The following is an 18,946-nucleotide window of genomic DNA, read 5'->3' as shown; positions in this document are numbered from 1 at the left end:
ATCGCGGGACGCAGCGCTAGCGATCAGGTTTCGGCGCTCAAGCGCTGCAGGTGGGCAATGCGCTCCCACATGGCAGTCGGATTGGAATACATGGGGAAGTGCCCGCAGTTGCGGATTTCCGCCAAGTGCACGCCCTGGCTCTTGATGTAGGCCAGATAGGACAGCGAGGCGTTCTGCTCGCCGTACATGAACATGCGTGGGCAGGGCAGCGCGAGGAACTTGTCCATCAGTTCGCCGTGGTCGGACAGCGCCACCATCGACTCGAAGATGCCGCGCACCGCGCCGGCGCGCACCTTATGACGCAGACTGGCGGCGTACAACGCGCTGGCGTAGGCCGGGGCATGGCGGGTGCGTTCGATAAAGTCGGCGAAGAAACGCCTGGCGTCTTCCCGGGCGTAGTCATGGATCTGCCGGCTGAGAAAGCAGTCTTCCGGGGCGATGTTGCCTTCGATATCGACGAAGCTCAGCACCCGCTCAGGATGCTGGTGGGCCAGCATCAGCGCGGTGAGGCCGCCCATGGAGTGGCCGACCAGGTGGAAGCGCCGGATGCCGAAGTGCTCCAGCATCGCCAGGGCGGTCTTCAGCAGAAAGGGAATGCCGATGCGCGCGAGGTCGGAACAGGAGGTTTCACCACAGCCGGGCGCATCGTAGGCGAGGAACGGATGCCCGTTGAAGGCGGCATAGCGCACGATGTCGGCATAGTCCTCCTTGGTCGAGCCGAAGCCATGGAGGAAGACGATGGGCGCCTGGTCGCCGCCGCGATGCAGGGCCGCGACTGTGAGGTCGACGCCATCGACGTTCAGCGGCACAAGGGCGCGGGAGAATTCTTGCTGAGTGGACACGTCTTTCACTCCTGGGACAGATGGCTGCGCGGTTGCCGTACTCTCGAGCGGGTCGACCCTTCTGTAAATTCCTAATCCAGTAAGCCATCCATATGCTGAACCTATGGAACGGCGGCGACTAGGGTATTGACGGCTAATAGCGCCACCAGCGCATCCACCAACGGATTGGCTCGCGCGCTATTCCACACGGCTGCGGTGGTCACCACGCTAAGTTTGGGCGTCAGCGGCTTGAGTATCACGTTGTCCGGCGCCAGCTTTTTCATCGAGGCGGGCACCAGCGCCACGCCCTGGCCGCAGCTGACGAAGGCGATCTGCGAGGTCACCGAACGCACTTCGTGCAGCACCCGTGGGGAGAGGCCATTGGCCTTGCACACGCCGATCAGGTAATCGAAGTAGTTCGGGCTGACCTGGCGCGAGGACATCACCAGCGGCTCGTCCACTAGGTTGGCCAGGGTCAGGCGAGCGCGCGAAGCGAGCGGGTGGTCGCGGGGGACGGCGACCGCCAGGCGATCCTCGGTCAGCGCTACGCAGCGCAGGTTCTTGCCGAGGTTGCCTTCCAGGCGGGCGAAGGCTAGGTCGATATCGCCGGACTCCAGGGCGGGGATGGCTTCGGCACTGTCGATCTCGCGCACGGCCACGGTGATCTGCGGGTGCTCCGTCTTGAAACGGTCAATCAGCGGCGGCAGCACATCGATCATGGCGTTGGTGATGGCACCGATGGTCAGCACACCGGCCTGACCGGAAACCGCCTCCAGCACCGCCAGTTCGAGACGCCCCAACTGCTCGGCGAATTTACGCACGGAGGGCAGGATGGCCGACCCCGCCGGAGTCAACTTTGCGCCCTGCCGTGAGCGCTCGAACAGCTTGATTTTCAACGCATGCTCGAGGATCTGGATCTGCTCGGTCAGCGGCGGCTGCGACATGCCCAGGCGCTTGGCCGCGCGGCTGAAGCTCTGTTCCTCGGCCACCGCGAGGAACAGCCAGAGGTGCCGGATCAGGCGGAAGTTGATCATGGTTTTTCCATAGGTTGGACGTATGAAAGCATTAGGTTAATAGGAATATACCTATGGAAAGCCCCTGTCGATACTCGGGCCTCCAAACAACCAGGTCCGCTTCCCATGAATGCATCTTCTCCCTTGAATCGCTTGTCTGCGCTGGACACCAACACGGTGTCCGACGCGCTGGATTTTCTCGGCCTACCCGGTGCCACTGCCGGCCTGCGCCCACTGTGGAACTGCCCGAAGATCGTCGGCCGCGCCAGCACCGTACAGCTGGCTCCCAAACAGGACGCAGCGCCAACGGTGCACCTGATCACCCCGGTGGTGGCGCGTATCGAGACCGATGACCGCGTGCTGGTGATCGCCGGCGGCGTGGCTGGCATCTCCAGTTGGGGCGACATCCTCGCTAACGCCTCGCGCCAGAAGGGTATTCGTGGCTCGGTGATCGACGGTTTCAGCCGCGATATCAAGGGCAGCGAAGACATCGGTTACCCGGTATTCGGCCGCGGCATAACCATGATCAGCGCGCGCAATCGCCTGGTGCAGGTGGATGCCGGCTGCGCCGTGAGCATGGCCGGGGTGACGGTTAAGGAAGACGACTACGTGATCGCCGACGAGTGCGGCACGGTTTTCGTGCCTGCCGAAACCATCGACAAGGTCCTCGATCTGGCCGAACGCATCGACCGTCGCCAGGCAGGGATGGTTGAAGCCGTCCGGGCCGGACGCTCGGTGGAGAGCGTAATGCACGACAGCCAGTTCGAAGCGATCAACGCGGAGCAAGCCTGATGAACCTGGAAGACAAAGAACTGGTCGCCCTGTTCGAGGGCCTTGATACCCCGGCCGTGTCCGATGCCATGGACAAACTGGGCCTGCCCGGGCAGTGCCTGGATATCGCGCCGCTGACCGATTACCCGCAGGTCACCGTCGGCCCGGCCTTCACCGCGCAGTACGTCAGTGCCAGCACCCCGCCCGGCACCGTGGGCGATTTCATCGACGAGGTGGCGCCCGGCGACATGCTGTTGATTGCCAACGGCGGGCGCACCGACTGCACCGTATGGGGCGACATCATGACCCAGTACGCCCTGGTGCGCGGCATCGCCGGCACCGTGATCGACGGCGTCTGCCGCGACGTTAACAAGGCCCTCGGCGAAGGCTATCCGCTGTTCACCAGGGGTCGTTTTATGCGCACCGGCAAGGACCGCGTCGAGGTGGTGGCGGTGAACCAACCGGTGAGCATCGGCGGCGCGCGGGCCTGCCCCCGCGACATCGTGGTTGCCGATGCCAACGGAGTGGTGGTGGTGCCGCGCCAGCGGGCTCGCGAGGTAGCCGAATGCGCCCACCAGATCGAAAAGATCGAAGCGCAGATCCGCGAGCAGATCGCCAACGGCAAGACCTTGAAAGAAGCCCGGGCCGCGCTCGGTTATCACAACCTGCAGAGGAAAGCTCAATGAGCCTCTACAACATCGAAGCTGTAGCCCCGCGCGCCAAGGCGCTTGGCAGCTCCACCCTGTACGAGGCCTCCGGCCTACCGACCGCCGTGGACCCGGCAATCCGTCCGATCTGGCGTGGTGCCTTTATCGCCGCGCCGGCCTACCCTTTGGAGTGTTCGCCGGGCGACAACCTGGCCCTGCATCTGGCCCTGGAACGAGCGCCGAAAGGCAGCGTGTTGGTGGTGAGTACCGGCAATTTCATCGCCGGCTATTGGGGCGAGGTGCTGACCGTCGCCGCTCAGGCCGCAGGCGTGGTCGGTCTGGTGATCGACGGCGGAGTGCGCGATATCCAAGCCATGGAAAAGCTGGGCTTTCCGGTGTTCGCCCGTGGCGTATCGGTGAAGGGCACGATCAAGGCCACTGCCCCCTCGGTTGGTGAGCCCATTCCCTTCAACGGTGCTCAGGTTGTTGCTGGCGATCTGCTGGTGGCCGACGATGACGGCATCGTGATCATTCCCCAGGCCGAGGTGGAGCGCACATTAGTCGATGGCATGGCACGTTTCACTAAGGAGACGCGGATGATGGACGCCCTGCGCGAAGGCCGCACTACTGTCGAGCTGATGGGCCTCAAACGCCAGGAGGTGGCTCAATGAGCCGCAACTTTCAAAGCCTTAATCGGCACCTTGCGGCTGCTCAGCCCTCAGCCACTTATCGAATCATTGATCGTGTCGCCGCACGCCGCGCGCAAGGCGCCAGCATCATCTCGCTGTGCGCCGGAGAGCCGGACTTCGACACCCCGGAGCACATCCGCCAGGCCGCTATCGCGGCGATAGAGGCCGGCCACACCCGCTATACCCAGGTGGCGGGGTTGCGCGCCCTGCGCGAGGCCGTCGCCGCCAAGTACCGCGACGAAAATGGCCTGGCAGTGAACTGGGAAGACACCCAGGTCAGCAGCGGTGGCAAACAGGTGATCTACAACGCCCTGGCCGCCACCCTGAACGAGGGCGACGAGGTCATCATCCCCGCGCCTTACTGGGTCAGCTATCCGGAGATGGTGCAGCTCTGCGGCGGCCGTTCGCGCATTGTCAGCTGCGGAGCCGACAGCGGCTTCAAGCTGACGGCAGAGGCATTGCGCGAAGCCATCGGCCCGGATACCCGTTGGCTGATCCTCAACTCGCCATCTAACCCCACCGGCGCGGTGTACAGCCGCGAAGAGCTGCGCGCCCTGGCCGAGGTGCTGCTGGAGCATCCTCAGATGCTGATCCTCTCCGACGACATCTACGAGCACCTGATCTTCGACGGGCAGCAATTCCATACCCTGGCTCAGGTCGAACCACGCTTGGCCGAGCGCACCCTGACCATGAACGGGGTGTCCAAGGCCTACGCCATGACCGGCTGGCGCATCGGCTTCGCCACCGGCCCGCGCTGGCTGCTGGAGGCCATGGAGAAGCTGCAGGGCCAACAGACCTCCGGTGCCTGCTCTATTTCCCAGCATGCGGCGATGGCCGCCCTGCGCGGGCCGAAGGACTTTCTCCATGAGAGCCGCAAAGTGTTCCAGCGTCGCCGCGATTTCATGGTGGCCATGCTCAACGACACCCCCGGCCTGCACTGCGCCCTGCCGGAAGGCGCGTTCTATGCTTTCGCCGACTGCTCCGCGCTGCTCGGCAAGGTGTCGCCGGGCGGTCGCGCCCTGATCAGCGACGAGGACGTCGCCCACGCCCTGTTGGATGAAGCCAATGTGGCGGTGGTGCCGGGCAGCGCCTTCGGCCTGGCGGGCTATATACGCATCGCCTATGCGCTGGATGACGCGTCACTGAAGAAAGCTTGTGAGGCGATTCAGCAGTTCTGTCATTACGTTCGATAGTGGAAAAGGGCAGCCCGCCTTTTATAAGTAAAGGGCTGCCACATCTTATGATGTGGCTCGAGATTGTCTGCCTGACGGGTTCAGATTCTGCGAGGGATTCTGAATGTCGCCTTTTGACTGTTCCCTGCCCGTCGCCACTAAACGGCATCCTGCCAACCCCTCCCGAAGATTTGCTGTGAACGATCTTGAATGATTGCGCAATCATCGTAGGCTGATTCGGGCTGTCCATTTTTCCGGCGGCCTTTGGCCGAGCCTGATCGCGCAATCAGGGCTTGGCCTGGCGGGTCGTCGGATTCCATCCCGAGGAGGTTCCATGAACGACCAACCCACCATCACCTGCGCCGACGACGACCGCATCGCCTGGCTGCGCCTGCGTTCGGTGGCATTGCCGCTGGCCAATCCGATCAGCGATGCCAAGGTGCTCACCGGCCGGCAGAAGCCGATGACCGAGATCGCCATCCTGATCGCCGAGATCGAGACCCGCGACGGCCACCAGGGTCTGGGCTTCAGCTATTCCAAGCGCGCCGGCGGCGCCGGGCAGTTCGCCCATGCCCTGGAGGTGGCGCCCAACCTGATCGGCGAGAACCCCAGCGATATCGCCAGGCTGTGGGACAAGTTGTGCTGGGCCGGGGCCTCGGTGGGCCGCAGCGGCCTGGCGACCCAGGCCATCGGCGCCTTCGACGTCGCCCTGTGGGACCTCAAGGCGCGCCGCGCCGGCCTGTCGCTGGCACGCCTGCTCGGTGCCCAGCGCGATTCGGTGCGTTGCTACAACACCTCCGGTGGTTTTCTGCACACGCCGCTCGATCAGTTGCTGAAGAACACCGACAGCTCCCGCGAGAAGGGCATCGGCGGCATCAAGCTCAAGGTCGGCCAGCCGGACTGGGCGCTGGATCTGCATCGGGTCAGTTCGGTGCGTAAGCATCTGGGGGAAACCTTCCCGCTGATGGTCGATGCCAACCAGCAGTGGGATCGGCCCTCCGCGCGACGCATGTGCCGGCGCCTGGAAACCTTCGACCTGATCTGGATCGAGGAGCCGCTGGATTGCTACGACGCCGAGGGCCACGCCGAGCTGGTGCGCCAGTTCGACACGCCGATCGCCACCGGCGAGATGCTCACCAGCCCGGCCGAGCACTGGGAGTTCATCCGCCAGGGGGCCGCCGATTTCCTCATGCCGGATGCGCCGCGGGTTGGCGGTATCACCCCTTATCTGCGTATCCAGACCTTGGCCGAGCAGGCCGGCATGACCCTGGCGCCGCACTTCGCCATGGAGCTGCATGTGCACCTGGCGGCCAGCCACACGCGCGAGCCCTGGGTCGAGCATTTCGAGTGGCTGGAGCCGCTGTTCGAGGAGCGTCTGGAGATCCGCGCCGGGCGCATGCTGGTGCCGAATCGCCCTGGGCTGGGGCTCAGCCTGAGCGAGCGGGTAGCCGGCTGGACGGTGCAGCAGGCCGAGGTGGGCCAGCGCGCATAGCAGGCCGTTGCACAGGCTCAGGCCGCGTCGCAGTAGCTGCAATGGGTAGGGGCGCGCCTCGGTCGTGCGCCCCACTCCGGCGGCGAACGGCTGGTGCGCAAGGCGCACCCTACGAGCCAGGCGTTAGGCAAGTTGTAGGCTTTTGCGGGGGGCAGGGGGTGCCCCCCAGCCCTCTCCCGGAGGGAGAGGGGGAGGAGGGGCGAGGGGTCAGGTACGCAGGATTTCGTTGATCGCGCTCTTCTTCGGCCGCAGGGCGCTGTACACCTGCCACAGCACAAAGGCCAGGGCCAGGCCGAGGAAGGTGGCGGCGATGGGGTTGCCGAGGAAGGCGACGAAGTTGCCGTCCGACAGCATCAGGCCGCGGCGCAGGTTGGTTTCCGCCATCGGCCCGAGGATGAAGCCGATGATGAACGGCGCCGCCGGCATGCCGGCCTTGACGAAGACGTAGCCGAGCAGACCGAAGACTAGTATCGACCAGACGTCGAACAGGCGGCTGGACAGGCCGAAGGCACCGACCACGCAGAGCACCAGGATGATCGGCAGGAGGATGTGCTTGGGCACGTCGAGCAGCTTGATGAACAGGCGCAGGCCGTAGAACTCCATGAACAGCATCAGCACGGTGGCAACGATCAGCGCGGCGAAGATGGTGTACACCAGCGGTCCCTGGCTGATGAACAGCAGCGGGCCGGGCTGGATGCCGTGGATCAGGAAGCCGCCGAGCAGGATCGCGGTGACGGTGTCGCCGGGAATGCCCAGGGTCATCAGCGGCAGCATGGCGCCGCCGATGCCGGCGTTGTTGGCCGTCTCGCTGGCGACGATGCCGCCGATATTGCCCTTGCCATAGGTTTCCGGGTTCTTCGCGCGCTTCTTCGAGATGATGTAGGCGACCAGATTGGAGGTGCCGGCGCCGATGCCCGGGAGGATGCCGATACCCAGGCCGATCAGGCCGGAACGCCCGGCGTTGGGCAGCTGCTCGCGGAACTCCCTGAGCGAGAAACCGAAGCCCTTGATGTTCTTCATGCTCACCGACTTGGCCTTGCCTTGGTGGGCGTGGCGGCCGCTCTCGGCCACCTTGATGATCTCGGCGACGGCGAACATGCCGATCATCACGGTGAGCATGGCGAAGCCGCCGTTGAGCTCGGCGACGTCGAAGGTGAAGCGACGGATCGCCTCCACCGGGGCGATGCCGACGGTGGACACGGCGAAGCCCAGGGCGCCGGCGAACAGGCCCTTGACCATCGAGCCGGCGGACAGGGTGGCGATCAGGGTCAGGGAGAACACCGCGATGGCGAAGTATTCGTGCGGGCCGAAGCGCAGCGCCACCTTGGCCAGTTGCGGGGCGATGAACATCAGCGCGGCGATGCTGAAGATGGTGCCGAGGAAGGAGAACACGATGCCGACGCCGAGGGCCTTGACGCCATGGCCCTGTTCCATCAGCGGGCCGCCGTCGAACACCGTGGCGATGGACGAGGGCGTGCCGGGAATCTTCAGCAGGATCGCCGAGATCAGCCCGCCCGAGGTGGCGCCGATAAACAGCGCGACCAGCAGCGACAGGCCGGCCTGCGGGCCCATGGTGAAGGTCAGCGGCAGGCACAGGGCCACAGCCATGGTCGCCGACAGGCCAGGCACCGCGCCGAAGACGATGCCGACGGCGACGCCGATCACCATCAGCAGCATGATGTTGAGCGAGAAAACGGCGCCGAAGCCTTGCTGCAGTAATTCGAGCATGGTCGATCCTCCTTAGAACGGCAGCAGTCCGGAAGGCAGCATCAGATCGAAGGCCTCGCGGAACAGTAGGTAGGTGATGGCCGAGGTGACCAGGGCGATCAGCGCATAGGCGAGGTGGTTGACCCTGTGGTCGACGGGGGTGAGCACGATGAACTGCAGGTAGAGGTAGATCGCAGTCATGAGCGGAAAGCCGATCGGGCTGAGCAGGGCGATATAGCCGACGATCAGGGCCAGGGTCTTGACCACTGTCTTGATGTCGCTGCCGCCTTGCGGGGTGTCGGCCTCGGCGTCGGGGTGATACTCCGTCACGGCCTGGGAGCAGTGGCGCACGCTCAGCAGTTGCAGCACGCCGAGCAGGCAGAGCAGGGACGACAGCAGGCTGGGTACGAAGGCCGCGTCGATGCCGTCGTGGCGCGGCAGCTGGCTGGTCATTAACAGGTAGCCGAGACCGGTGCCGAGCATGGCGATGCCGATCAGCAGCTCCTTCTTCTTGGTGGTAGCCATCGTGGAACCTCAGGGGTGGGGCAGGGCGCCGGCCGGGATTCGGGCCGGCCGGCGTCAACTGTTACTTGGCGCGCAGGACGTCCTTGTACTGCATGAAGTCGTCGCGGGTCTTGCTCAACACGGCGATGGCTTCTTCGGTGTCATGATAGGCCACCGGTTGCTTGAAGGACTTCTTCAGCTCCTCGGCGTACTCGGGCATCTCGGTGATCTGCTGCATGATGCCGGCCATTTTTTGCACGATGGCCGGGTCGGTGCCTTTCGGGAAAGCCACCACATAGGGCTTGTCGATGGTGAAGTCGACGCTCTGCTCCTTGAAGGTCGGCACGTCGCCGAGCAGCTCGTTGCGCTCGCTGTTGGGCTGACCGAGGGCGGCCATCTGCCCGCCTTGCACGTAGTCCTGTACCGAACCGTAGCTGATGGCGCCCAGGTCGATGCGGCCGCCGAGCAGGGCGACGACTTTCTCCGACACGGTGCCGGCGTCGACCATCTTCAGCTTCACCCCGGCCAGCTGTTCGAACATCAGGCCCTGGATATGCGAGAAGCTGCCCATCTCGGTGCCGTAGCTGATGCTGCCCGGGTTGGCCTTGGCCTTGTCGACCAGCTCCTGCAGGGTCTTGATCCCGGCGTCCTGGCTGGCGACGAAGATGGCGCCCTTGTCCACGCCGGCGATGCAGGCAATGTCGAAGGCCTCGAAGCTGTCCTCGGACAGGCCGGCCACCTCGTTGACGATCAGCTGGCCGGTGTGGGTGAAGAGGATGGTGTTGCCATCGGCAGCGGCGCCTTTGACCTGCTCGGCGGCGAGGGTGCCGCCGCCGCCGGCGACGTTGGTCACCACCATGTTCTTGCCGGTGATCTGGTTGAAGTACTTGGCCATCATGCGCGCGTTGAAGTCGGTGTCGCCGCCGGGGTTGGCGATCACCACCACCTGCACCGGGCGGGTCGGCCAGTTGACGTCGGCGGCGACAGCCGACTGGGCGCTGAGGGCGCCCATGCCGACCAGGGCAGAGAGCAGGGAGGCGCGGATTGTTTTTTTCATTGGAGTTCTCCGGGGGTTGAGGACAGGGTGCTTCAGTTGTCGCGGCCGAGGCTGGGGCGTTTCGGGTGGTACTGCCAGCCTGGCACCAGGTATTGCATGGCCATGGCGTCGTCGCGTGCGCCGCTGGCTACCTTCTTGTACAGCTCGTGGGCGGCCATGATCCGCGGCATGTCGGGTTCGATGCCGAGACCGGGCCGGTCCGGCACCGCGACCTGGCCGCCGACGATCTGCAGCGGTTCGCGGGTCAGGCGTTCCTCGCCTTCCTGCCAGATCCAGTGGGTGTCGATGGCGGTGATGCGGCCCGGCACGGCGGCCGCGGCGTGGGTGAACATGGCCAGGGAAATGTCGAAGTGGTTGTTCGAATGCGAGCCCCAGGTCAGGCCGAATTCCTCGCACACCTGGCCGAGGCGCACGGCGCCCTGCATGGTCCAGAAGTGCGGGTCGGCCAGCGGGATGTCGACCGCCTCCAGGCGTAGCGAGTGACCCATCTGCCGCCAGTCGGTGGCGACCATGTTGGTGGCGGTGGGAATGCCGGTGGCGCGCTTGAATTCGGCCATGATCTCGCGGCCGGAATAGCCGTGCTCCGGGCCGCAGGGATCTTCGGCATAGGCCAGCAGATGGCTCTGGCCCTGGCACAGTTCGATGGCCTCGGCCAGCGACCAGGCGCCATTGGGGTCGAGGGTGACGCGGGCGTCGGGGAAGTTGGTCTTGATCGCGCGGATCGCGTCCATCTCCTCGGCGCCGCGCATCACCCCGCCTTTCAGCTTGAAGTCGCTAAAGCCGTAGCGGGCGTGCGCGGCCTCGGCCAGGCGGGCGATGGCTGCGGGCGTCATGGCGGCCTGGTGGCGCAGGTGGTGCCAGTCGTCGGCTGAGCCCCGGCCGGCCAGGTAGGGCAGGTCGCTGCGCTGACGCTCGCCTATATAGAAGAGGTAGGCGAGCATCGGCACGCGGTCGCGCTGCTGGCCGCTGCCGAGCAGTTCGGCCACCGGCACTTCGAGGTGCTGGCCGAGCAGGTCGAGCAGGGCGGCTTCCACCGCGGTGATCACGTTGTCCAGGCGCAGGTTGATCTCGTGCGGCTGCTTGAGTACCCGCGCCTCGGCTGCCGAGGTGACCTGGTGCTGGCTGGTCTGCGGCCCCTTGGCTGGCCCGGCGATGGCCTGGCGCAGGCGGTTGAGCACGCGGTTGTAGCGGCCGACCGGCTGGCCGATCACCAGGTCGCGGCAGCGCTCCAGGGCCTGGCGAATGCCTTCGCCGCCCGGCACTTCGCCGCAGCCGGTGTGTCCGGCGCTGTCCTTGAGGATGACCAGGTTGCGGGTGAAGTAGGGCGCATGGGCGCCGCACAGGTTGAGCAGCATGCTGTCGTGACCGGCGACCGGGATGACCTGCATGTCCAGCACGACTGGGGTTGTCGTAAGCGCTCGCTCAATCATTGCCAGGATGCTCCTGTGGCTGGGCGCTATGGCGTCGAGTTGCAGTAGTCGCCGCCTGATGGCCTGGCGTTGCAGCGCCGATTGCGCTCAGGGCGCTGACGCAAGAACGGTCGAAGGTCTGCGCGTTTGCAGGCCGCCGTGATTGTGCCGGGGCGGCAGGATGACAGGCCCGCACTCTTGCTCGAGCATGCAAGACATGAGCTTGCTGGGTTTCAGCGATACGCCGGGACGGCAGCGGATGCCGCAGGTGCGCGCATTGGCCACCGGTGATGGTGGCGGATAAACAGTAGGAAGGCATGCAAGCCTTGGTCTTCGTAATCATGGCGGGGCCTGATTTTTTGTTTTTAGAGATGTCATACGTTGTCGTATAACTTGAGCGGATTATCAGCAGCGTCTGACAGGCTTGTCAACGAGACTTTTGCAGAAAATTGCTGGGCGCGACCACCGGCGTTGCGACTGAAGCAAGTCGCCGCAGCTTGCTCTTGTCAGTGCTTAAACCCTTATAGCGGCGCGCTTGCGCCTGGGCGGCAAGGAGTGCGCGTGGCCGTGCCCTAATCTTCTGGCGTGGATGGCGGCAGAAGCTCAGGCGATAACCGGTCAGGGAAAAGTATGGCATTACTCAGTGTTGTACGATAACGTATCTCTACAGTTTCGACTGATGCTCCTCTCCACCATTCGCTCTACAGGGTGTTCGCACAATGAATCCACAAGAACTGAAGTCCATCCTCTCTTCCGGTCTGCTGTCTTTCCCCGTGACCGATTTCGATGCTGCCGGCGATTTCCGCGCCGATACCTATGCACGCCGCCTGGAATGGCTGGCGCCTTACGGTGCTTCGGCGCTGTTCGCCGCCGGTGGCACCGGTGAGTTTTTCTCCCTGACCGGCAAAGAGTATTCGGCGGTGATCAAGACCGCGGTCGACACCTGCGCCGGCAGCGTGCCGATCCTCGCCGGTGTCGGTGGACCGACCCGCCAGGCCATCGAGATGGCCCAGGAAGCCGAGCGCTTGGGGGCCAAGGGCCTGCTGCTGCTGCCGCACTACCTGACCGAAGCCAGCCAGGAAGGCGTGGCGCTGCACGTCGAAGCTGTGTGCAAGTCGGTGAAGATCGGCGTGGTGGTATACAACCGCAGCGTCTGCCGCCTGACCGCGCCGCTGCTGGAGCAGGTAGCCGAGCGTTGCCCGAATCTGATCGGCTACAAGGACGGCATCGGCGATATCGAGCTGATGGTGTCCATCCGCCGTCGTCTCGGTGATCGCCTGAGCTACCTCGGCGGCCTGCAGACCGCCGAAGTCTACGCCGCTGCCTACAAGGCCCTGGGCGTGCCGGTGTACTCCTCGGCGGTGTTCAACTTCATCCCCAAGACCGCGATGAATTTCTACCACGCCATGGCCCGTGACGATCACGCCAGCGTCGGCAAGATCATCGATGAGTTCTTCCTGCCGTACCTGGCCATCCGTAACCGTTGCGCCGGTTATGGCGTCAGCATCATCAAGGCTGGTGCCAGGATCGTTGGGCATGACGCCGGCCCGGTGCGCACCCCGCTGACCGATCTGCTACCGGAAGAGTACGAAATGCTCGCCGCACTGATCGAAGCCCAGGGCGCGCAATAAGCAGTTGAACGTGGCGGGCCAAGCCGCCGTAGGGTGCGCCGTGCGCACCAGCCGCTCGCCGTCATTGGTGCGCGCGGCCTGGGCGGCCCCGCGACACCCTACGCATAGCCATACATAGCTAGGAAGGGATCATGAACAAGCGTTATGACAACTACATCGGTGGCCAATGGGTTGCCGCTGCCAGCTACAGCCACAATATCAACCCGTCCGATCTGGCCGATGTGGTCGGCGAATACGCCCAGGCCGATGCCACTCAGGTCGATCAGGCCATCGCCGCCGCCCGTGCCGCTTTTCCGGCCTGGTCGACTTCCGGTATCCAGGCGCGCAGCGACGCGCTGGACAAGGTCGGCAGCGAAATCCTCGCCCGCCGCGAAGAACTCGGTGTGCTGCTGGCCCGGGAAGAGGGCAAGACCCTGCCTGAGGCCATCGGCGAAGTGACTCGCGCCGGTAATATTTTCAAGTTCTACGCCGGCGAGTGCCTGCGTCAGGCCGGCGAAGTGCTGGCCTCGGTGCGCCCCGGCGTATCGGTGGAAGTGACCCGCGAGCCGCTGGGCGTGATCGGCCTGATCACCCCGTGGAACTTCCCCATCGCCATTCCGGCCTGGAAAGTCGCCCCGGCCCTGGCCTACGGCAACTGTGTGGTGTTGAAACCGGCCGATCTGGTACCGGGCTGCGCCTGGGCCATCGCCGAGATCATCTCCCGCGCCGGTTTCCCCGCCGGGGTGTTCAACCTGGTGATGGGCAGCGGCCGGGTAGTCGGTGAAGCCATAGTGCAGAACAAGCAGGTCGATGGCGTCAGCTTTACCGGCTCGGTCGGCGTCGGCCGTAGCATCGCCGCCAGTTGTGTGGCGCGCGGGGCCAAGGTGCAGCTGGAGATGGGCGGCAAGAATCCGCAGGTGATCCTCGACGATGCCGACCTGAAAACCGCCGTGGAGCTGTCGGTGCAGAGCGCCTTCTACTCCACCGGTCAGCGTTGCACCGCCTCCAGCCGGTTGATCGTCACCGCGGGCATCCATGACCAGTTTGTCGCGGCCATGGCCGAGCGGATGCAGTCGATCACTGTCGGCAACGCCCTGGAGAAGGGCACCGATATCGGTCCCGTGGTGTCCCAGGCCCAGCTCGAGCAGGACCTGCGTTATATCGAGATCGGCAAGGCCGAGGGCGCCCGCCTGGTCTGCGGCGGCGAGCGGGTTTCCTGCGCGCAGGACGGCTATTACCTGGCGCCGACCCTGTTTGCCGACTGCACGGCGGACATGCGCATCAGCCGCGAAGAGATCTTCGGCCCGGTGGCCAATATCATCAAAGTGGCCGATTACGACGAGGCGCTGGCCATGGCCAACGCCACCGAGTTCGGTCTGTCCGCCGGTATCTGCACCACCTCGCTGAAATACGCCAACCACTACAAGCGCCACGCCCAGGCCGGTATGGTCATGGTCAACCTGCCGACTGCCGGGGTGGATTACCACGTACCGTTTGGTGGCCGTAAAGGCTCATCCTACGGCAGCCGCGAGCAGGGCAAATACGCCCAGGAGTTCTACACCACGGTGAAGACCACTTACGTCGGTTGAGTGCACCTGTAGGAGCGGGCCATGCCCGCGAAGCTTTTCGAGCGCTGAGCACGCTCCTACCAACGTTCAGACCCCGGATAACAACAACAGGGCAAGCGCTATGAACAGCGATTCCAAGCAAGGTACCTTCGCCGGTGCCCCGATCATCACCGAGCTGCAGGTCGTGCCGGTCGCCGGCCACGACAGCATGCTGCTCAATCTGAGTGGTGCCCACGGCCCATTCTTTACCCGCAATATCCTCATCCTCAAGGACAACGCCGGGCGCATCGGCGTCGGCGAGGTGCCCGGTGGCGAAGCCATCCGCCAAACCCTGGAAGATGCCCGGCCCTTGCTGGTGGGCCAGTCCATCGGCAACTACAACGGCCTGCTCAACCAGGTGCGCCAGGCTTTCGCCGACCGCGACTCCGGTGGGCGCGGCATGCAGACCTTCGACCTACGCATCACCATCCATGCGGTCACTGCCCTGGAATCCGCCTTGCTCGATCTGCTCGGCCAGCACCTCGGCGTGCCGGTGGCGGCCCTGCTCGGCGAAGGCCAGCAGCGCGACGCGGTGGAGATGCTCGGTTACCTGTTCTTTATCGGCGACCGCGAGAAGACCGACTTGGGCTATCGCAACGAAGCCGATGCGGACGACGCCTGGTTCCGCGTGCGCAACCAGGAAGCGCTGAGCCCCGAGACCATCGTTCGCCAGGCCGAGGCGGCCCATGCCCGTTATGGTTTCAACGACTTCAAACTCAAGGGCGGCGTGCTGCGCGGCGGGGCCGAGGTCGAGGCGATCCGTGCCCTGGCCGAGCGCTTCCCGGATGCGCGGGTGACCCTCGACCCCAACGGCGGCTGGTCCCTGGCCGAGGCCATCGGCCTGTGCCGCGACCTGCACGGTGTGCTGGCCTACGCCGAAGACCCTTGCGGCGCGGAGAACGGTTACTCCGGCCGCGAGGTGATGGCCGAGTTCCGCCGCGCTACCGGCCTGCCGACCGCGACCAACATGATCGCCACCGACTGGCGGCAGATGGGCCACTGCATCCAGTTGCAGTCGGTGGATATCCCCCTGGCCGATCCGCACTTCTGGACTATGCAGGGTTCGGTGCGGGTGGCGCAGATGTGCAACGAGTGGGGCCTGACCTGGGGCTCGCATTCCAACAACCACTTCGACATCTCCCTGGCGATGTTCACCCACGTGGCCGCTGCCGCGCCGGGCAAGGTCACCGCCATCGACACCCACTGGATCTGGCAGGACGGCCAGTACCTGACCCACAACCCGCTGCGGATCGAAGGCGGTCTGGTGCAGGTGCCGAAGGTGCCGGGTCTGGGCGTCGAGCTGGACTGGGATGCCCTGGCCAAGGCCCACGAACTGTACAAAGGCATGGGCCTGGGCGCGCGCAACGATGCCGTGGCCATGCAGTACCTGATCTCCGGCTGGCAGTTCGATAACAAGCGCCCCTGTCTGGTGCGTTAAATCGGGGTGGCCCGGCTGCCAGCAGGCAGCGGGCCCGCTTCACGCGAATTTCTCGATGAGTTGGCCAGATGCAAGCAGTCAAACCGGGCCGGGTGCGTTACTCCATCCTGCTGATGCTGTTCCTCGTCACCACGGTCACCTTTGCCGACCGCTCCAGCCTGTCGATTGCCGGTGCCGCGCTGCAGGCGGATCTGGGCATCGATGCGCTGATGCTCGGCTATATCTTTTCCGCGTTCGGCTGGGCCTATGTGATCGGGCAGCTTCCCGGTGGCTGGTTGTTCGATCGCTTCGGCGCCAAGCGCGTCTATTTCATCACGCTGTTGTGCTGGTCGCTGTTCACCCTGTTGCAGGGCTTGGTCGACATGCTGCCGCTGGCCTGGGCCATCGTCAGCCTGTTTGTGCTACGCCTGGCGGTAGGCTTTGCCGGGGCGCCGTGCTTTCCCGGCAATGCACGGATCATCGCCGCCTGGTTCCCGACCCGCGAGCGGGGCACCGCCACCGCCATGTCCACTTCGGCGCAGTATGCGGCCACTGCGGTATTCGCACCGCTGATGGGCTGGGTGGTGCAGGACATGGGCTGGCAGTATGTGTTTTTCGTGCTGGGCGGCCTGGGCCTGCTGCTCTGTGGCCTGTGGCTCAAGCTGATGCACGGCCCGCGTGAACATCCACGCCTGGGCGCGGCCGAGTTCGGCCATATCGAAGACGGCGGCGGCCTGATCGACCTGGCCCCGCTGCCTGCCGGTGCGGCCGGCTCGCAGTGGCGCACCCTCAGGTTGCTGCTGACCCAGCGCAGCCTGATCGGCGTGTATCTGGGTCAGTACTGCAACAACGCCATCACCTATTTCTTCCTCACCTGGTTTCCCGTGTACCTGGTGCAGGCGCGCGGCATGAGCATTCTCTCCGCCGGTTTTGCCGCCTCGCTGCCGGCGATCAGCGGCTTCGTCGGCGGCGTGCTCGGCGGCCTGGTGTCGGACGCTTTGCTGCGCCGCGGCTATTCCCTGACCCTGGCGCGCAAGCTGCCCATCGTCGTCGGCATGCTGCTGGCCAGTTGCATCGTGCTGTGCATCCATGTCGAAAGTGATAGCGCGGTGATCGGCCTGATGGCCCTGGCGTTCTTCGGCAAGGGCTTCGGCTCGCTCGGCTGGACGCTGGTGGCCGACACCTCGCCACGGCAGGTCGTCGGCCTGTCCGGCGGGCTGTTCAATACCTTCGGCAACCTGGCGGCGATCACCACACCTATCGTGGTCGGTTACCTGGTCAGCCGCACCGGCTCATTTGACGCGGCGCTGATCTATGTCGGCGCCAACGCTGTGCTGGCGCTAATCAGTTATCTGTTTATCGTCGGTCGTATTCACCGGATCGAGTTGAACGATCCGCCAGCCCCGACCGCTAGCGCCGCCGTTGCTGCGCCCAACTCGACACCCTGATCCGTATTAGAGGAGAGCATGTCCATGCAGTTGATTGCCCATCAGGATTCGCCGCGCTACATCCGCCTGCACCCGGCCGACAACGTCGGCGTGGTGGTCAACGAGCAGGGCGTGGCCAAGGGCGGCCGCTTTGCCGATGGCCTGGTGGCCGTCGAAGGCATTCCGCAGAGCCACAAGGTGGCCTTGCAGGACATCGCCGTGGACGGCGAAGTGCTGCGCTATGGCGAGGTCATCGGTTATGCCCTGGAACCCATCGCCGCCGGGCGCTGGGTCACCGAGGCGCAGCTGCGCATGCCCGAGCCGCCGGCGCTGGACAACCTGCCCAAGGCGACCTTGCCCGCTGCGCCGGTCGAACCGCTTACCGGATACACCTTCGAAGGCTTCCGCAACCTCGACGGCAGCGTCGGCACGCGCAATATTCTGGGTGTGACCACCACTGTGCAGTGCGTGGTCGGTGTGCTCGACCACGTGGTCGAGCGGGTGCGCAAGGAGCTGTTGCCCAAGTACCCGCATGTCGATGACGTGGTCGCGCTGTCGCACAGCTATGGCTGCGGCGTGGCGATCAACGCGCCGGACGCGGTGGTGCCGATCCGCACGCTGTATAACATCAGCCGCAACCCCAACCTCGGCGGTCAGGCGCTGGTGATCAGCCTCGGTTGCGAGAAGCTGCAGGCCAGCCAGTTGATGGATGGCGACCAGTTGACCAATGGCATGGATGAGGAGGAGTGGCTGTTCCGCCTGCAGGATTCCAGCAACGGCTTTGCCGGCATGGTCGAGCAGATCATGGCGATGATCGAGGCGCGTCTGCAGGTGCTCGATCGGCGTCGCCGCGAAACTGTCCCGGCCAGCGAGCTGGTGGTGGGCATGCAGTGCGGCGGCAGCGATGCCTTCTCCGGCATCACCGCCAACCCGGCCCTCGGTGTGGCCGCCGATCTGCTGGTGCGCGCCGGCGCCACGGTTATGTTCTCCGAGAACACCGAGGTGCGCGACGGCATCCACCTGCTCACCCCGCGTGCCGCCTCGGTGGAAGTCGCCGATGCGCTGATCCGCGAGATGGACTGGTACGACCGTTACCTGCAGCGCGGCATGGCCGACCGCAGCGCCAACACCACGCCGGGCAACAAGAAGGGCGGGCTGAACAACATCGTGGAAAAGGCCATGGGCTCCATTGCCAAGTCCGGCTCCAGTCCCATTGCCGGGGTGGTGTCACCGGGTGAGCGAGTGCGCGGCAAGGGCCTGTGGTTCTGTGCCACGCCGGCCAGCGATTTCATCTGCGGCACCCTGCAACTGGCCGCCGGGATGAACCTGCATATCTTCACCACCGGTCGCGGCACGCCTTACGGGCTGGCCATGGTGCCGGTGATCAAGGTCGCCACCCGCACCCAGTTGGCCGAGCGCTGGCCCGACCTGATCGACGTGGATGCCGGGCAGATCACCTCCGGGCGCATGACCCTGGACGAGATGGGCTGGCATATCTTCCAACTCTATCTGGACGTCGCCAGCGGCCGCCAGCAGACCTGCGCCGAGCGCCTGCGCCTGCACAACGACCTGGTGCTGTTCAATCCGGCGCCGGTGACCTGAG

General features: G+C 65.0%; 16 protein-coding genes. 10 read left to right on the top strand and 6 right to left on the bottom strand.

From position 1 onward, the window contains the following. Positions 1–23 precede the first annotated feature (23 nt). Positions 24–842 (bottom strand): alpha/beta fold hydrolase, encoded by an 819-nt coding sequence (locus tag BM315_RS12500; RefSeq protein ID WP_090501414.1) that lies wholly within the window; start codon positions 840–842, stop codon positions 24–26. A 101-nt stretch (positions 843–943) separates the two neighbouring features. Then, entirely contained in the window at positions 944–1,855 is a 912-nt protein-coding gene (locus tag BM315_RS12495; protein WP_090501412.1) for a LysR family transcriptional regulator, read from the bottom strand. 105 nt (positions 1,856–1,960) lie between these two features. On the opposite strand from BM315_RS12495, the gene BM315_RS12490 reads away from it, so the two are divergent. The 5 genes from BM315_RS12490 to BM315_RS12470 all read left to right on the top strand — a co-directional run bounded on the left by BM315_RS12490 (position 1,961) and on the right by BM315_RS12470 (position 6,605). Beyond that, positions 1,961–2,626, top strand: coding sequence for an RraA family protein (locus tag BM315_RS12490; RefSeq protein WP_090501410.1), 666 nt, complete (start codon positions 1,961–1,963; stop codon positions 2,624–2,626). Next, complete coding sequence (locus BM315_RS12485) at positions 2,626–3,291, top strand: RraA family protein (RefSeq protein ID WP_090501408.1); 666 nt, start codon at positions 2,626–2,628, stop codon at positions 3,289–3,291. The genes BM315_RS12490 and BM315_RS12485 overlap by 1 nt, the downstream gene beginning before the upstream one ends. Next, the gene (locus tag BM315_RS12480; RefSeq protein ID WP_090501406.1) at positions 3,288–3,923 is read left to right on the top strand and encodes an RraA family protein; all 636 of its coding nucleotides are present in this window, start codon (positions 3,288–3,290) and stop codon (positions 3,921–3,923) included. Before BM315_RS12485 ends, BM315_RS12480 begins: the two co-directional genes overlap by 4 nt. Then, entirely contained in the window at positions 3,920–5,134 is a 1,215-nt protein-coding gene (locus BM315_RS12475) for a pyridoxal phosphate-dependent aminotransferase (protein ID WP_090501404.1), read from the top strand. Before BM315_RS12480 ends, BM315_RS12475 begins: the two co-directional genes overlap by 4 nt. 313 nt (positions 5,135–5,447) lie before the next feature. Beyond that, a complete protein-coding gene (locus BM315_RS12470; protein ID WP_090501402.1) occupies positions 5,448–6,605 on the top strand; it encodes an L-talarate/galactarate dehydratase in 1,158 nt (385 codons plus the stop codon). Positions 6,606–6,812: 207 nt separating this feature from the next. Here the strand turns inward: BM315_RS12470 and BM315_RS12465 are convergent, their stop codons facing one another. From BM315_RS12465 to BM315_RS12450, 4 genes are all read right to left on the bottom strand, one after another. After that, on the bottom strand, positions 6,813–8,333 hold the full coding sequence (locus tag BM315_RS12465) for a tripartite tricarboxylate transporter permease (protein WP_090501400.1): 1,521 nt from the start codon (positions 8,331–8,333) through the stop codon (positions 6,813–6,815). Between the two features lie 12 nt (positions 8,334–8,345). Beyond that, positions 8,346–8,837 (bottom strand): tripartite tricarboxylate transporter TctB family protein, encoded by a 492-nt coding sequence (locus BM315_RS12460; protein ID WP_090501398.1) that lies wholly within the window; start codon positions 8,835–8,837, stop codon positions 8,346–8,348. Positions 8,838–8,898: 61 nt separating this feature from the next. Beyond that, positions 8,899–9,873 (bottom strand): tripartite tricarboxylate transporter substrate binding protein, encoded by a 975-nt coding sequence (locus BM315_RS12455; RefSeq protein ID WP_090501396.1) that lies wholly within the window; start codon positions 9,871–9,873, stop codon positions 8,899–8,901. A gap of 32 nt (positions 9,874–9,905) precedes the next feature. Beyond that, positions 9,906–11,303 (bottom strand): enolase C-terminal domain-like protein, encoded by a 1,398-nt coding sequence (locus BM315_RS12450; RefSeq protein ID WP_090501394.1) that lies wholly within the window; start codon positions 11,301–11,303, stop codon positions 9,906–9,908. Between the two features lie 698 nt (positions 11,304–12,001). Here BM315_RS12450 and kdgD point away from each other — a divergent pair. The 5 genes from kdgD (at position 12,002) to garD (ending at position 18,945) form a co-directional block, all read left to right on the top strand. Next, positions 12,002–12,913: a 5-dehydro-4-deoxyglucarate dehydratase gene (gene kdgD / locus BM315_RS12445; RefSeq protein WP_090501392.1), complete on the top strand. Its 912-nt coding sequence runs from the start codon at positions 12,002–12,004 to the stop codon at positions 12,911–12,913. A 131-nt stretch (positions 12,914–13,044) separates the two neighbouring features. Then, the gene (locus BM315_RS12440) at positions 13,045–14,481 is read left to right on the top strand and encodes an aldehyde dehydrogenase family protein (protein WP_090501390.1); all 1,437 of its coding nucleotides are present in this window, start codon (positions 13,045–13,047) and stop codon (positions 14,479–14,481) included. Positions 14,482–14,581: 100 nt separating this feature from the next. Next, the gene (gudD, locus tag BM315_RS12435) at positions 14,582–15,937 is read left to right on the top strand and encodes a glucarate dehydratase (protein WP_090501388.1); all 1,356 of its coding nucleotides are present in this window, start codon (positions 14,582–14,584) and stop codon (positions 15,935–15,937) included. 68 nt (positions 15,938–16,005) lie between these two features. Then, positions 16,006–17,364 (top strand): MFS transporter, encoded by a 1,359-nt coding sequence (locus tag BM315_RS12430; RefSeq protein WP_090501386.1) that lies wholly within the window; start codon positions 16,006–16,008, stop codon positions 17,362–17,364. 24 nt (positions 17,365–17,388) lie between these two features. After that, positions 17,389–18,945: a galactarate dehydratase gene (gene garD / locus BM315_RS12425; protein ID WP_090501383.1), complete on the top strand. Its 1,557-nt coding sequence runs from the start codon at positions 17,389–17,391 to the stop codon at positions 18,943–18,945. Position 18,946: the final 1 nt, after the last annotated feature.

Source organism: Pseudomonas borbori, from assembly GCF_900115555.1.
In the GTDB taxonomy this organism is placed as follows: domain Bacteria; phylum Pseudomonadota; class Gammaproteobacteria; order Pseudomonadales; family Pseudomonadaceae; genus Aquipseudomonas; species Aquipseudomonas borbori.
Note: the sequence above shows the minus strand (reverse complement) of the source record. Positions and strands in the feature narration are given on the sequence as shown.